Source organism: Paraburkholderia sp. BCC1884 (assembly GCF_900996225.1).
In the GTDB taxonomy this organism is placed as follows: Bacteria; Pseudomonadota; Gammaproteobacteria; order Burkholderiales; family Burkholderiaceae; genus Paraburkholderia.
Genome location: NZ_CAAJGL010000068.1, coordinates 1,295,697 through 1,308,586, shown reverse-complemented (window position 1 = coordinate 1,308,586; position 12,890 = coordinate 1,295,697). Strand labels below are relative to the sequence as shown.

10 protein-coding genes are annotated in these 12,890 nt (G+C 63.7%); 7 read left to right on the top strand and 3 right to left on the bottom strand.

The window, feature by feature from the left end; genetic code table 11:
* Positions 1-12 precede the first annotated feature (12 nt).
* Both FQ705_RS12640 and FQ705_RS12635 read left to right on the top strand, forming a co-directional pair.
* Positions 13-810: an ATP-binding cassette domain-containing protein gene (locus tag FQ705_RS12640; protein WP_144141238.1), complete on the top strand. Its 798-nt coding sequence runs from the start codon at positions 13-15 to the stop codon at positions 808-810.
* A gap of 29 nt (positions 811-839) precedes the next feature.
* A complete protein-coding gene (locus FQ705_RS12635) occupies positions 840-2,066 on the top strand; it encodes an ROK family transcriptional regulator (protein WP_144141236.1) in 1,227 nt (408 codons plus the stop codon).
* Positions 2,067-2,134: 68 nt separating this feature from the next.
* On the opposite strand, the gene FQ705_RS12630 is transcribed toward FQ705_RS12635, so the two are convergent.
* Complete coding sequence (locus FQ705_RS12630; protein ID WP_144141234.1) at positions 2,135-5,215, bottom strand: transglycosylase domain-containing protein; 3,081 nt, start codon at positions 5,213-5,215, stop codon at positions 2,135-2,137.
* Positions 5,216-5,410: 195 nt separating this feature from the next.
* Positions 5,411-6,394, bottom strand: coding sequence for a LysR family transcriptional regulator (locus FQ705_RS12625; RefSeq protein WP_144141232.1), 984 nt, complete (start codon positions 6,392-6,394; stop codon positions 5,411-5,413).
* A 142-nt stretch (positions 6,395-6,536) separates the two neighbouring features.
* On the opposite strand from FQ705_RS12625, the gene FQ705_RS12620 reads away from it, so the two are divergent.
* The 5 genes from FQ705_RS12620 to FQ705_RS12600 all read left to right on the top strand — a co-directional run bounded on the left by FQ705_RS12620 (position 6,537) and on the right by FQ705_RS12600 (position 11,447).
* Positions 6,537-7,469: a dihydrodipicolinate synthase family protein gene (locus tag FQ705_RS12620; protein WP_144141230.1), complete on the top strand. Its 933-nt coding sequence runs from the start codon at positions 6,537-6,539 to the stop codon at positions 7,467-7,469.
* A gap of 385 nt (positions 7,470-7,854) precedes the next feature.
* Positions 7,855-8,424 (top strand): RNA polymerase sigma factor, encoded by a 570-nt coding sequence (locus tag FQ705_RS12615; RefSeq protein ID WP_144141228.1) that lies wholly within the window; start codon positions 7,855-7,857, stop codon positions 8,422-8,424.
* Positions 8,424-9,209, top strand: coding sequence for an anti-sigma factor domain-containing protein (locus FQ705_RS12610; RefSeq protein WP_144141226.1), 786 nt, complete (start codon positions 8,424-8,426; stop codon positions 9,207-9,209). The genes FQ705_RS12615 and FQ705_RS12610 overlap by 1 nt, the downstream gene beginning before the upstream one ends.
* 143 nt (positions 9,210-9,352) lie before the next feature.
* Positions 9,353-10,642 carry an NAD(P)/FAD-dependent oxidoreductase gene (locus FQ705_RS12605; RefSeq protein ID WP_144141224.1) on the top strand — a complete coding sequence of 430 codons (1,290 nt, stop codon included), beginning with the start codon at positions 9,353-9,355 and terminating at the stop codon, positions 10,640-10,642.
* A 94-nt stretch (positions 10,643-10,736) separates the two neighbouring features.
* Positions 10,737-11,447 carry a TetR/AcrR family transcriptional regulator gene (locus tag FQ705_RS12600; protein ID WP_144141222.1) on the top strand — a complete coding sequence of 237 codons (711 nt, stop codon included), beginning with the start codon at positions 10,737-10,739 and terminating at the stop codon, positions 11,445-11,447.
* 72 nt (positions 11,448-11,519) lie between these two features.
* Here the strand turns inward: FQ705_RS12600 and FQ705_RS12595 are convergent, their stop codons facing one another.
* Positions 11,520-12,887: an MFS transporter gene (locus FQ705_RS12595; RefSeq protein WP_144141220.1), complete on the bottom strand. Its 1,368-nt coding sequence runs from the start codon at positions 12,885-12,887 to the stop codon at positions 11,520-11,522.
* Between the last annotated feature and the right edge of the window lie 3 nt (positions 12,888-12,890).

The following is a 12,890-nucleotide window of genomic DNA, read 5'->3' as shown; positions in this document are numbered from 1 at the left end:
AAGGAGTCTGTCATGTCGACCCCCACTTCAGCTTCTACCGTGATGCCCGTTCTGCAGGCACGCGGACTCGTCAAACGCTATGGCAACGTGACCGCGCTCGACGGTTGCGACTTCGAAGTGCTGCCCGGTGAAATCCTTGCCGTGATCGGCGACAACGGCGCCGGTAAATCGTCGTTGATCAAGGCGCTCTCCGGCGCCACGGTGCCGGATGAAGGCGAGATTCTGCTCGACGGCAAGCCGGTCAAATTCCGCAGCCCGCTCGACGCTCGCGCGCAAGGCATCGAAACCGTGTACCAGGAACTCGCGGTGGCGCCCGCCATGAGCATCGCGGAAAACCTGTTCCTCGCGCGCGAATTGCGCAAGCCGGGTTGGCGCGGTTCGATCTTCCAGATGATCGACAAACGCCGCATGCTGGAAGAGGCAACCGCGCATATGAAGGACTTGCAGATCGGCATCCGCTCGATGCGCCAGGCCGTCGAAACGCTATCGGGCGGCCAGCGCCAGGGCGTCGCCGTGGCGCGCAGCGCGGCCTTCGCACGGCACGTGGTGATTCTCGACGAGCCCACCGCCGCCCTCGGCGTGAAGGAAGGCAACATGGTGCTCGAACTGATCCGCCGCGTGCGCGAGCGCGGTCTGCCGGTCATCCTGATCAGCCACAACATGCCCCACGTGTTCGAGGTGGCCGACCGCATCCACATTCAGCGTCTCGGCCGGCGCGCCGCCCTCGTCAATACGAAAGACGTGCACATGTCCGAGGCGGTGGCGATCATGACGGGTGCCAAGGAAGCCGACGTCAAGGCCATCGCATGACGACCGTCCCCCGCTGAGCGGAATCGACGATGGATACCACTGGCGTCCGCTCGCCACTCAAACGCACGGTCGGCTCGAATCAGATCGGTATGCGGCAGTTCAACGAGCGCATCGTGCTGCAGGCGATCCGCTTGCATGGACCGCTGCCGAAGGCGGATGTCGGTCGCCTCACGCGTCTGTCGATGCAGACGGTGTCGATGATCGTCGACCGTCTGATCGACGACGGGCTGCTCGAAAAGCAGGCCCGCGTGCGCGGCCGCATCGGTCAGCCGTCGGTGCCGATCGCGGTGCGCGCGGACGGTGCGTACACCATCGGCATCAAGGTGGGACGGCGCAGCCTCGACGTGCTGGCGATGGACTTCGCCGGTCACGTGGTGTGCCGCGATGTATTCGACTATGCCTATCCCGATCCGCGCACGCTGTTCCCCGCGCTCGAAAGCAAACTGGCGCGCGTGAACCAGATGCTCGGTGCGAAGGCCGCCAAGGTGGTCGGCGTAGGGGTCGCAGCACCGCTGTGGCTCGGCGGCTGGCGCGAGTTTCTGGGCGCGCCGCCCGAAGCGCTCGAAGCCTGGCACGAGATCGACCTGCGCACCCGCATCGCCGCCATGACCGGACTACCCGTCGAATTCGCCAAAGACACCACCGCTGCCTGCGCCGCCGAACTCGTGATGGGCCAGGGGCGCGGGATTCACAATTTCCTGTACCTGTTCGTCGGCACGTTCATCGGCGGCGGTCTGGTGATCGACGGCCGCCTGCATGGCGGACCGCACGACAACGCGGGCGCAGTAGGCTCGATTCCGCTGAGCGGCGGTAGCGCGCGCAAACCGGCGCGCCAACTGCTGCATGCGGCATCGGGCTTCGTGCTGGAAAAACTCCTGAGCGATGCAGGCGCCCCGGCCGCGGCCGCGCATGACCATCGCGCGTTATCGCCGGATATGTGGCGGCACACGGAGCAATGGCTCGACAGCGCCTGCCCTGCGATTGCCAATGCCTTGACCAATGCTGCCGCGCTGCTCGATCTCGAAGCCGTCGTGGTCGACGGCGAGCTCGACCGGCAACTGGTGCGCGAAATCATTCGACGCACGGAGCGCGTGCTCGACCGCTTCGAATGGGAAGGGATGGTGCGGCCGCAATTGCTCGAAGGCACCATCGGCGCCGACGCACGTGCGATGGGTGGCGCGATTCTGCCGCTCTATGCGCATTTCGCCCCGGTGCACGAGCTGTTCCTGAAGCCGGCCGCAGAGCCGACGGCTTAGCGGCGACATGCCTGGCGTGGCGCGTGATGCGTAATGCGTGACGTTATCCACGCCGCCACGCCCCGGTTTTATTGCGCTGCGATCTTTGCGACGGCTGCGGTTTTCACCGGCGAATCCTTCAACAACGGCTGCAACACCGGCGCCAGCGACTTCAGCAATTGAACCGACAACGCACTCGTGAATTCGTAATGCGCCGCATACGGTTCATGCACCCACGCAGTCAAGGTCCCATAGAAACGATCGCCCATCACGAACACGAAGGTCGCGCTGCGATTCACCTTGCGCGATTCGATCAGCCGCGCGCCCTTGGCGAAGACATTGAAGCGCTGATCGCCCGTCCCCGTTTTGCCGTACACCTCGAGCGTCTCACCATCGGGGAACGTCATGCCTTGCGCGAGACGTTTGGCGGTGCCGCCCAGCACGACATCACGCAACAGCACGCGCACCACACCGGCAATCTCGGGCGAGATCTGCTGCTGCGGCGCAACTGCCGCGCGCTGGAAGTGTGTCTCATACGGCGTGTTTTTTGCAAAATCGAGTTGCGTGAGACTTTCGGTCGGCACCTTGTTGCCGTCATTGGCGATTACGCCGATCAATTGCGCGAGCGCCGCGGGTCGATCGCCTGACGCACCGATCGCAGCCGCATAAGAAGGCGTGAGTGTCGCGAACGGATAGCCGAGCGCCTGCCACGATTTGCCGATCGCGTCGTAAGCGCGCAGCTCGACCATCCGTTTGATGCGATGGTCCTGAGTGAGGTGGTAACGCGTTTTGAAGAGCCACGAATATGTCGACAGACGCACATCGCGGCTCGCGCCTTGCATCTGATCGAGCGTGGCATCGGGATGCTGGCGCAGGTAGTTCAGTGTCCACAATTCGAGCGGGTGGACGCTTGAAATGTAACCTCGGTCGTTCAGATTGAAGCGGTCCACCGCGTATTTCGAGTACAGGTTCGCGAGGTCCTCATCGTCCAGCACGGCAGCCGCCGGCGTGTTTTTCAGCGCGGCGCTCATCTTCGCGTTGAACCAGGCATTCGATTCGTCCGGCGCGACGCTGCGCAACACCGTCGCGATTCTGGGTGGCGACTTGCGCACGCCGAGCAGCAGGAGCGCCAAGGCCTGGTCGGGCGTCTTGCCGTGATACTTCGTGTAGAAACGATTCATATAGACGCGGCTTTCCTGATCGGCGAACTGCGTCAGATACATTTTGCGGGTCGCCGGATCGCCCAGCCATTCAGACGACGGCCCGGTGGTCTGCACCATCTCGTAGTGGACGATGTCGCGCATCAGCCGCACGAATACCAGGTTTACCGAGTGCTGGAACGCGCGGTGCACGGTGAGAACGCGGCTGTTGTCATCGGATTCGAAGTTGTTGAAGGTCTGCGCGCCGCCGCCGGTGTAGAACGTTTCGCCGGGGCTTGCCGAGTACTTGCGCTCCACTGCTGCGTCGAGCATGGCTTGCAGCGAGTGATCGGACGTGTGAGCGAAATAGTCGAGTGCCCAGCGCGTCAGCTGGTCGTTGGGATCAGGCTTGACCGCTTTGAGTTGCGCTGAGCTCATCGACCCATAACGTGTATGCAGGTCGGAGACGATCTGCAAATACGTCACCACGGTACGCAGTTTGGCGGTCGAACCGAGATTGAGCCGCGCACCGGAGTTGATATCGAACGGCTGGTTCACGCTATCGGTTTGCACCCGCACGAGATTGGCACCGCCGCGCCGCTCGAACAGCGTGAAGCTATAGGCAATCTTCGACGGATCGTCGGAAGGCCGCAGCATTTCGAAGCCGACGAGGCCCGCGGCTTTCGCGCCGTCGCGCGTCGCCGCGTCGGCGAGGCGTTCGCTGACGGCCTGTTGCACGGCGTTGTTGAGCGTGCCCGTCGCCTGCAGATCGAGCCGGTCCAGTTCGTAGAAGCTCGGAATGCCGAGCGCCACCAGCAGATGCGAGCGCATCGACGTAACCGCCTTGCGCGACACGAACGACCCCGTGGCCGCGACGCCGGTCGGCATGCGATGCAGTTCGACGGCTGCGGAAAGCGCCGCGTCACGCAGCGGAATCGACACGACGCCGCCGCTTGCCAGCAAGCGCAGATAACTATCCGTCAGCCGCTCGAGTTCGGCATAACCGTGATGCAGGAAATACGACGGCGCACGCTGCGCGATCATCAGCGAGAGCACCTGACGAAACGCCGTGCCCTGCGCCGGCAGATTCGCCGCGGTCGAAGGCGCCTTCAGAATGCGATTGAAGTCGTCGAAGTCGCGCCCGTACCAGGCCGCGAGACCATCGCCGATCCCGTTGATTTCGCCGATGCCGGGTTGCGCCGCGAGCGGCACTGAATTGAGGTAATGCACGACGATCTGCTGACGCGCGGGCAAGGTCTGCGGACCGTTCAGATACGCGCGCACCGAAGCCGATGCGATTTGCCGCAACTTCTCCGGCGGCGTCGCCGTGCGGCCACCCGCCGAATGCCGGAATTTTTCGATCTGCGTGGCGAGCGTGCTGCCGCCTGGCGCCGACTGATGGTGATTGAACACGCGAGCACCCTGATCGACCAGGGCGCGGCTGAAGCGTCCCCAGTCGATCGCCGGATTGCGGTTCGGCTGATTCGGATCGAGCAGATAGCGGTCTTCGATAAACAGCAGCGAATTGACGACGAGCGGCGGAATCGCGTCGAAGCTCTCGTAGGCGCCGCCCGGATATTGCGCGCTGAAAAGCGGCGCGCCGGTGCCGTCGAACAATTGCAGGCCCGCCTGATCTTTCTCCGCATACGGCAAGAAAAGACCGTCGTCCGCGAGCGAGAGCATGCGCTCGGAGTCGCGCGCCTGGGCAGTGATGTCGAACCCGCGCTGTAACAAACGCTGCTGGATGGACGGCAGCAACGCGTAGCCGAGGCGGCTGTCGTAAGGACCTTTGTCGGGTGGGGGAAAGCGGATCGAATGACTGGGACCGTCGGCGACTGAAAAACCCACGTCGCGAGTCAGTTCGGAGAGGTAATGCGCCTGAAGCCGTGAGGTGTCGATCTCGATCTGAGCCACACGCACCGCGATAGCCAGCGCCAGCAAAAATACTGCCGCCAACCCCCATTTGAGCCACTTCCGCACAGGCGCCAAGCCTGCCGCGCGAAGCGGAAACCGAACCAGTGGCCGATTCATGGTTGCTCTCCCCGAGCGGGCGCCCGACTCTTTAGCGTGGCGCACCTTCAATCCAGTGTAGCCCGGAACGGATCGACGCAATTGGTTCGGATTTACCCGAGAGTGTCGCGGCTACAACACACTTTCGCGAAGCATGGCGCGGCGCGATTTGCCGTGCGATATTGCGAGTCTTTCGCGCATTGAAAAACCGCCGTTTCAGGCGGTTTTTTGCTTTCTGGGCGTGCGCTTAGGCATCGCTTCTGCGGATCGGCTCGCCGGCTGCGCGCATAGCATGCCGATGAACTGCCCGGCCGGCGGCGAAAGCACCCCACCCTTACGCGTCACGATGCCGAAAGTCTGCGAAGGCGATTTCAGTTCGACCGGCACGACGCGGAGCATTTTTTTCTCTACGAACAGCGCGGCAATTGCCGTCGGCAGCAGCGAAACCAGCTCGGCGCTGCTTTGCAGTAACGCTACGGTCACGAAGGTGGACGCGGTCGAAATCGCGTTGTCCGGCATCTCCAGCCCGGCCAGGTCCATCTCCCGTTCGAGCAGGGCATGCAAGGGCATATGCGACGGATACATCACCCAACGGTGAGCGGCCAGATCGTGCAGCTTCACTGCCTTCTTCGGCAACGGCGGATGGCTGTAACCCACCACGACCGACAACGGCTCGTCGCCGAGCGGCCGGTACTGGTATTTCGATGGATCGGCGGCCACCGTCGCGCGGCCGATCACCAGATCGAGCCGCCCGTCGTCGAGTTGCTGGAGCATGCGTGCACTCGTGTCCTCCACTACCTCGATCGATAAATCCGGCTGCGCGGCATGCAGCCGATTCAGCGCGGGCACGACGCACTCGGGAATCGCCCCCATGATCGCGCCGATCGCCAGACGGCCGCCTCGCCCCGAGCGGATTTCGGCGACGTCCTGGCAAAGTGCGGCGAGATCCGTCGTGACGAGACGTGCGTAGCGGATCACGCAATGGCCGAGCTGGTTCGGGATCATGCCGCTTTTCGAACGCTCGAACAGCGGCGCGTCGAGCATCGACTCCAGCTCCTGCAGTGCCTTGCTGGCGGCGGATTGCGTCATCGACATCGTGCCGGCGGCTTTGTGCAGCGACTTCTGCTCGTCGAGCGCGATCAGCAATTGCAGTTGCTTGATGCGTAGTTTCGAGAGCAGGACGTTCAGGGTGTCTTTCATGGCGAGGAGCAACAGCGCGGGGCGATTGGGTGAGTCGTAAAAGCGATCACAAGATGGAAACAATTCAATATACCCGCGCCGACCGGCGCCGTATAGTCGGCGGCGGAGACATTCGAACACCTACCGACAACCCACATCCATCATGACCCAACCCTCCCAAGCTGCTGCACTGCGCGGCGTGTTCCCCGTTGCGCCGACCATCTTCGACGACAGCGGCCGTCTCGACCTCGAAGGCCAGAAACGCTGCATCGATTTCATGATCGATGCGGGTTCCAACGGACTGTGCATTCTGGCGAACTTCTCGGAACAGTTCGCCCTCTCCGACGACGAACGCAACACGCTGATGCACCTCGTACTGGAGCACGTGGCGGGACGTGTGCCGGTGATCGTCACGACCACCCATTTCAGTTCGCACCAGTGTGCCGAGCGCAGCCGTGCCGCTCAGGCGGCGGGCGCCGCGATGGTGATGGTGATGCCGCCTTATCACGGCGCGACGATCCGTATCGGCGAGCGCGGCATCCATGAGTTCTATCGCACGGTGTCCGACGCGCTCCGGATACCGATCATGATTCAGGACGCGCCGGTCAGCGGCACGGCGCTATCGGCACCGTTTCTTGCCCGCATGGCGCGGGAAATCGACAACGTGTCGTACTTCAAGATCGAAACGCCGCAAGCGGCCAACAAGCTGCGCGAGTTGATCGAACTGGGCGGCGACGCAATCGTGGGTCCGTGGGACGGCGAAGAGGCGATCACGCTGATGGCCGATCTGGATGCAGGCGCAACCGGTTCGATGACAGGCGGCGGGTACGCCGACGGCATCCGTCTGATCGTCGACGCCTATGCGGCCGGCGACACCGAGGCCGCCGCCGTTCATTATCAACAGTGGCTTCCGCTCATCAACTATGAAAACCGCCAGGGCGGCCTTGCGTCCTGCAAGGCGCTAATGAAGGAGGGCGGCGTAATCCGTTCGGACGCGGTGCGCCATCCCTTGCCGCCCATGCATCCGGCCACACGTGAAGGACTCTTGAAAGTCGCGCGGCGTCTGAACCCGCTCGTATTACGCTGGGGCCGCTAGCTCGCCCATCCCGGTCCGGGCACGGCCGAACCATCGGCGCGCGCCCGGACCTTGACCAGAATGAGCCGGCTTCCCCCGAACTGCGTGACACCCTCCCGTCGATGCTTTATCCGTCCGGCATCGTCCGGCTTCGTTGCCGGCCTGTTGACCAGGCTCTTGCAACGGCACTACCCCTCCCCGCACACGCACCCCGTGTCCCTGTAGCCCGACATCGTCGCGTCGCGCCAGCCGTGTTGACCGTGGCCCGGCGCTTGCGACACTCTCAGGCTCTGCACGCACATACGTCGGGTTTGCCCGAACGGATGCAGCTCACACTCAAAAAACCACAGAAAATTCACGGCGAAATTGAGTAACATAGGCCCGCAAGCTCACCCACACACTTTCCATGACCGCCAATCCTCGAGAATTAACGCCGGAAACGCTCGCCGAGCTGCTCGAACAAGTCGCCAAAGAAGACGCTGCGGCATTGCGCGAGTTATATGATCTCGCCGCGCCGAAACTGTTTGGCCTTGCGCTCCGTATATTGAGCAAGCATGAGTGGGCCGAAGAGGTTTTGCAGGACAGCTTCGTCAATATCTGGCGCTTTGCCGGTGACTATCGCCGCGCCTTGTCCGCCCCGATGACGTGGATGTCCGCCATCGTCCGAAACCGTGCTCTCGATCACCTGCGGCGGGTCAACTCGCAGGAAACAGAATGGAGCGATGCGTTGGACGATCTCGTGGCAACCGGCGATCCGGATCCCGAAGCGCTGACCGCAGTCAGCCTGCAGGCGCGCTTGCTGGCCGGCTGCATGCAGCAGCTGGAACCGGCGCAACGACAGGCGGTGGCGCTCGCCTACCTGCGCGATCAAAGCCATAGCGAGATCGCAGAAGTCCTGACGGTGCCGCTTGGCACCATCAAGTCCTGGATCAGGCGTGGACTCGCCAAGCTGAAGAACTGTTTGGGAGGCGAGTGATGAATCTTGGTCGCTATCCTCAACTGATCGACATGCTGGCTGCCGAATACGTACTCGGCACTTTGCGTGGTGGCGCGCGGCGGCGCTTTCAACGGTATGCCGAATACGACACGGCGGTGCGCCGCGCGGTCGACGAATGGCAACGGCGCATTGCGCCGCTGGCCGAACTGGCCGAGCCGCGCATGCCGTCGGCCGCCGTATGGGATGCCATCGAGCGGCGGCTAGGACTCGCCGCCACGCGCGAGGCGGCCCGTCCGCGCACGGTAGTGGAAACGCCGGCACGTCCGTCGCGCAGCCCGTTCGAGAACCTCGCGTTCTGGCGCGGCTGGGCGCTCGGCGTCACGGGTCTCGCGGCGGTGGCCGTGGTGGTGGCGGTGCGTTCGCTACTGCCTTCGACCACCACGCAGCCCACCGCGCCTGTCGTCGCGCAACAGCAGCCGGAAGCCGCCGTCTCGCATGTCGCGGTGCTGAACAACAAGGACTCGCATCCGGTCATGCTGGTCGCGTGGGATGAAACGCACTCCACCATGACCCTGCATCCGCTCGGCAACGTGGAGTTGCCTGCGGGCCGGGCGATGGAGTTGTGGGGTATTCCCGCAAGCGGTCATCCGGTGGCGCTCGGCATGTTGCCGGACAGCGCAAGCGGCAAGCTCCCGGCGGGCGTGCAGAAGCCGGAGAGCTACGCGGCACTGGCCGTGTCGATCGAAGCGCCGGGCGGCTCGCCGAACCCGAACGCGCCGACCGGTCCGGTGGTCTTCAGCGGCAAGCTACTGCCAGTGTCCTGAGCCACGCCTGACTATTAGTACGGCACGAGGCCGGCCTTCGCTTCCCGCGGATGCCGGCTTCGTTCTTCTGATTGATCCGTCCTTTGACTTCGGCCTTGCACGATGGCTGGACGCGGCCAGGAGATTGCCGCTACCCTAGCCCCATGCAAAGCTTTTACGAGGCCACCGTTACCCGCTCGTCCGCTTATGCGCCGCTCGCCGGCCGACGCGGCGCCAACGTCTGCATCATCGGCGGCGGCCTGGCGGGCTTGTCCACGGCGCTGGGGCTCGCCGAGCGCGGCGTCGCCGACATCACCGTGCTCGAAGCCCGGCAAGTGGGATTCGGCGCGTCGGGACGCAACGGCGGATTCGTGTTCGGCGGCTATAGCCTCGACTGCGCCGATCTGCTGAGGACCCTCGGCGCCGCTCGCGCGCGCCAACTCTATGCCCTCACCACCGATGCCGTCGCTCTGATGCGCCAGCGCATCGCGAACTGTCGCATCGACTGCGATGCGACCGACGCCGGCGTGATCCTCGCCAACTGGTTCGATGATCCGGCGCGGCTCGACGTGCAACGTCGTCTCATGCTCGACGCTTTCGGCGTCGAGTGGGAACCGGTATCGACGCAACAACTCGCCGCGCAACTGAAAACGCGCCGCTATCACGGCGGCCTGTTCGAGCGCAATGCGTTCCACTTTCATCCGCTGAAATACGTGCTTGGCGTGGCGAACGCCGCAGCTCAAGCGGGCGTGCAGATTCACGAGCAATCGCCGGTCGTGCGCTTGCAGCGCGACGGCGCGGGCTTCATCGTACACACGCCGAACGGTGCGCTCGAAGCGCGCCACGTCGTGATGGCGGGCGGCGGCTATGCGCGCAACGTCTACGCCAAAGTGGAACGCGCGGTACTGCCGATCGCCACTTACGTGATGGCCACCGAACCACTCGGCGCTCGCTTGAACGAGGCAATGGACACGCGCGCCGCCGTCTACGACACCCGCTTCGCTTTCGACTACTATCGGCCGTTGCCCGACACGCGCATTCTGTGGGGCGGCCGTATTTCCGTGCGCGAGCGCGCGCCCGAGGTCATCGCGCGATTGCTGCGACGCGATCTGCTGAAGGTCTATCCGCAGTTGCACGACGTGCGCATCGAACACGCGTGGGGTGGCCTGATGAGTTACGCGCGGCACAAGATGCCGCAAATCGGCCGTAGTGCGGACGGCGTCTGGTACGCCGTCGGCTTCGGCGGACACGGCATGGCGCCGACCACCGTGTCCGGTGAATTGCTGGCCGCGGCCATCGCCGGCGAGCGACCGGTGCCCGACGCATTCGCGGCGTTCGGTCTGACGCCCGCGTATGGCGCGCTTGGTCTTGCGGCCGCGCAATTGACCTACACCACCATGCAGACGCGCGATGCTTTAGCCGCACGCCGCCAGCGGACCCGGGCCGACCTCTGAAGCAATGAGCGCCCCTGCGCCGATGCCCCGAGACCCGCGCCGGAAGCCATTTTCGACATGCTAGAATGCGCCGTCACTGCCGCTCGAAAACACAATGAAAAAGGGAAGTAAGGCCGCCGAGCCTGATACCACCGGCATCCCGTCCGACACTGCGCGTGCCGACGCCCGGCGCGGCGACACCCGCCGCAAGTACGATCCCGAACAGACCAAGCGCAACATCCTCGAGGTCGCGACCCAGGAGTTCTCCGCAATGGGCCTGACGGGCGCGCGCGTCGACGCGATCGCGGAGCGTACCAACACCACCAAGCGCATGCTGTACTACTACTTCGGCAGCAAGGAAGGCTTGTATCAGGCCGTGCTGGAGAAGGTGTATGGCGACATTCGCGCGCTGGAGCAGGATCTGCACGTCAGCGAACTCGATCCCGTCGACGGCATGCAAGCGCTAGTCGAGTTCACGTTCGACTACCACGACCGTCAGCGCGATTTCGTACGGCTCGTGACGATCGAAAACATTCACGGCGCGAAGTACGTCGAGCAGGTCAAGACCTTCAAGGGCCGCAACGTCACCGTCATTCATACGATTGAAGATCTGCTCGCGCGCGGCATCGCGACGGGGCAATTCCGCAGCGATCTCGATCCGATCGATCTGCATCTGATGATCAGCTCACTGTGCTTTCACCGCGTCGGCAATCGCCATACCTTCGGTACGGCATTCGGGCGCGATCCGTCGCATCCGCGCTTGCGGGCGAGGCATCGCGCGATGATCGTCGACGCTGTCCTGCGTTTCGTGCGCAAGGACGACTGAGGCGAACGCAAAATGAAAACGGGACGTAGCTTCGGCCACGTCCCGTTTTTTTATGCCCGCAATTCGCCCGGCTCAATCCACCAGCACGATCCGCTTGATATCGCCGACGATAAAGATGTAGGACAGCGCACCGACCATGGCGATCGCGCCGATGAACACCAGCGCGCCGACGAACGAGCCGGTTGCCGCGACGATGAATCCCACCACCAGCGGCGTCACGATGCCGGCCAGATTCGCGGCGAAGTTGAAGATGCCGCCGGTCACGCCCAGCAGGCCTTCCGGCGCGATATCCGACACCAGCGTCCAGCCCAGCGCGGCCATGCCCTGCGCGAAGAACGCCACCGACAGGATCACGATCACCACCACATTGCTCTCGACGTAGTTGGCAAGAATGATGGTCGAAGCGAGCAACAGGCCGGCGATGATCGGCAGCTTGCGCGCCACGTTCGGCGACTTGCCGCGACGCAGCAGCCAGTCGGAGAAGATGCCGCCGAACATCACGCCGATCGATGCGGCGATGAACGGCATGATCGCGAAGAAGCCGATCTTCAGCCACGCCATATGCCGCTCGGTGGCCAGATAGGTCGGGAACCACGTGAGGAAGAACACCAGCGTCGAGTTACCGGCGAACTGGCCGAGGCAGATGCCGCTCAATTGACGATGCTTCAGCAAACGGCCGATGGTGCGCCAGTTGAAGCCGCTCGTGGCCGCATTGGCTGCATTCTCCGCTGCGCTCTCGCTCTGACGCTGCGTAAGACCGCCGCCCGCCTCGATATAGTCGAGCTCCGCCTGGTTCGCCGACGGATGATCGCGCGGTTCGCGATAGAACGTCCACCAGATCAGGCCGAATACCAGACCTACGGCGCCCACCACGTAGAACAGCGAACGCCAGCCGAACGCGCCCATCAGCATGAACAGGAACGGGCTGAAGAACGCGAGGCCGATATATTCGCCGACCGTGTAGGTGCCGGTGGCCATTGCGCGTTCGCTCTGCGGGAACCACGTGGCCACGACCCGGCTATTGGTCGGGAAACACGGCGCTTCCGACACACCGAGACCGAGACGGAATGCGAACAATGCGCCGATACCGTGCACCAGACCTTGCGCGAGCGTGCACAGGGACCAGAAGGTCATCGACAGAAAATAGGTGAGCTTGCTGCCGAAGCGGTCGAGAAACAGACCGCCCGGAATCTGCGCGGCCACGTAGCTCCACGAAAACACCGAGAACAGCAGGCCCATGAGCGCCGCGTTGATGCCGAGCTCCTTGGTGAGCTGCGGCGCCGCGATGCCGAGTACGGTGCGGTCGAGGTAATTGATCATGGTGCCGACCGCGAGCAGCGTGAGAATCTGGAAGCGAGCTTTGGAGCGGCGCGCCGTGCTCACGCCGGCTCCGCTGGTCGGCGTAGCGTCGGACGCATTGGATTGAATCGGTTGCGACATGTC

Excerpts from the sequence above, each read along its gene's own strand:
- FQ705_RS12640 (WP_144141238.1), top strand. The coding sequence starts at position 13 with ATGTCGACCCCCACTTCAGCTTCTACCGTGATGCCCGTTCTGCAGGCA.
- FQ705_RS12635 (WP_144141236.1), top strand. The coding sequence starts at position 840 with ATGGATACCACTGGCGTCCGCTCGCCACTCAAACGCACGGTCGGCTCG.
- FQ705_RS12630 (WP_144141234.1), bottom strand. The coding sequence starts at position 5,215 with ATGAATCGGCCACTGGTTCGGTTTCCGCTTCGCGCGGCAGGCTTGGCG.
- FQ705_RS12625 (WP_144141232.1), bottom strand. The coding sequence starts at position 6,394 with ATGAAAGACACCCTGAACGTCCTGCTCTCGAAACTACGCATCAAGCAA.
- FQ705_RS12620 (WP_144141230.1), top strand. The coding sequence starts at position 6,537 with ATGACCCAACCCTCCCAAGCTGCTGCACTGCGCGGCGTGTTCCCCGTT.
- FQ705_RS12615 (WP_144141228.1), top strand. The coding sequence starts at position 7,855 with ATGACCGCCAATCCTCGAGAATTAACGCCGGAAACGCTCGCCGAGCTG.
- FQ705_RS12610 (WP_144141226.1), top strand. The coding sequence starts at position 8,424 with ATGAATCTTGGTCGCTATCCTCAACTGATCGACATGCTGGCTGCCGAA.
- FQ705_RS12605 (WP_144141224.1), top strand. The coding sequence starts at position 9,353 with ATGCAAAGCTTTTACGAGGCCACCGTTACCCGCTCGTCCGCTTATGCG.
- FQ705_RS12600 (WP_144141222.1), top strand. The coding sequence starts at position 10,737 with ATGAAAAAGGGAAGTAAGGCCGCCGAGCCTGATACCACCGGCATCCCG.
- FQ705_RS12595 (WP_144141220.1), bottom strand. The coding sequence starts at position 12,887 with ATGTCGCAACCGATTCAATCCAATGCGTCCGACGCTACGCCGACCAGC.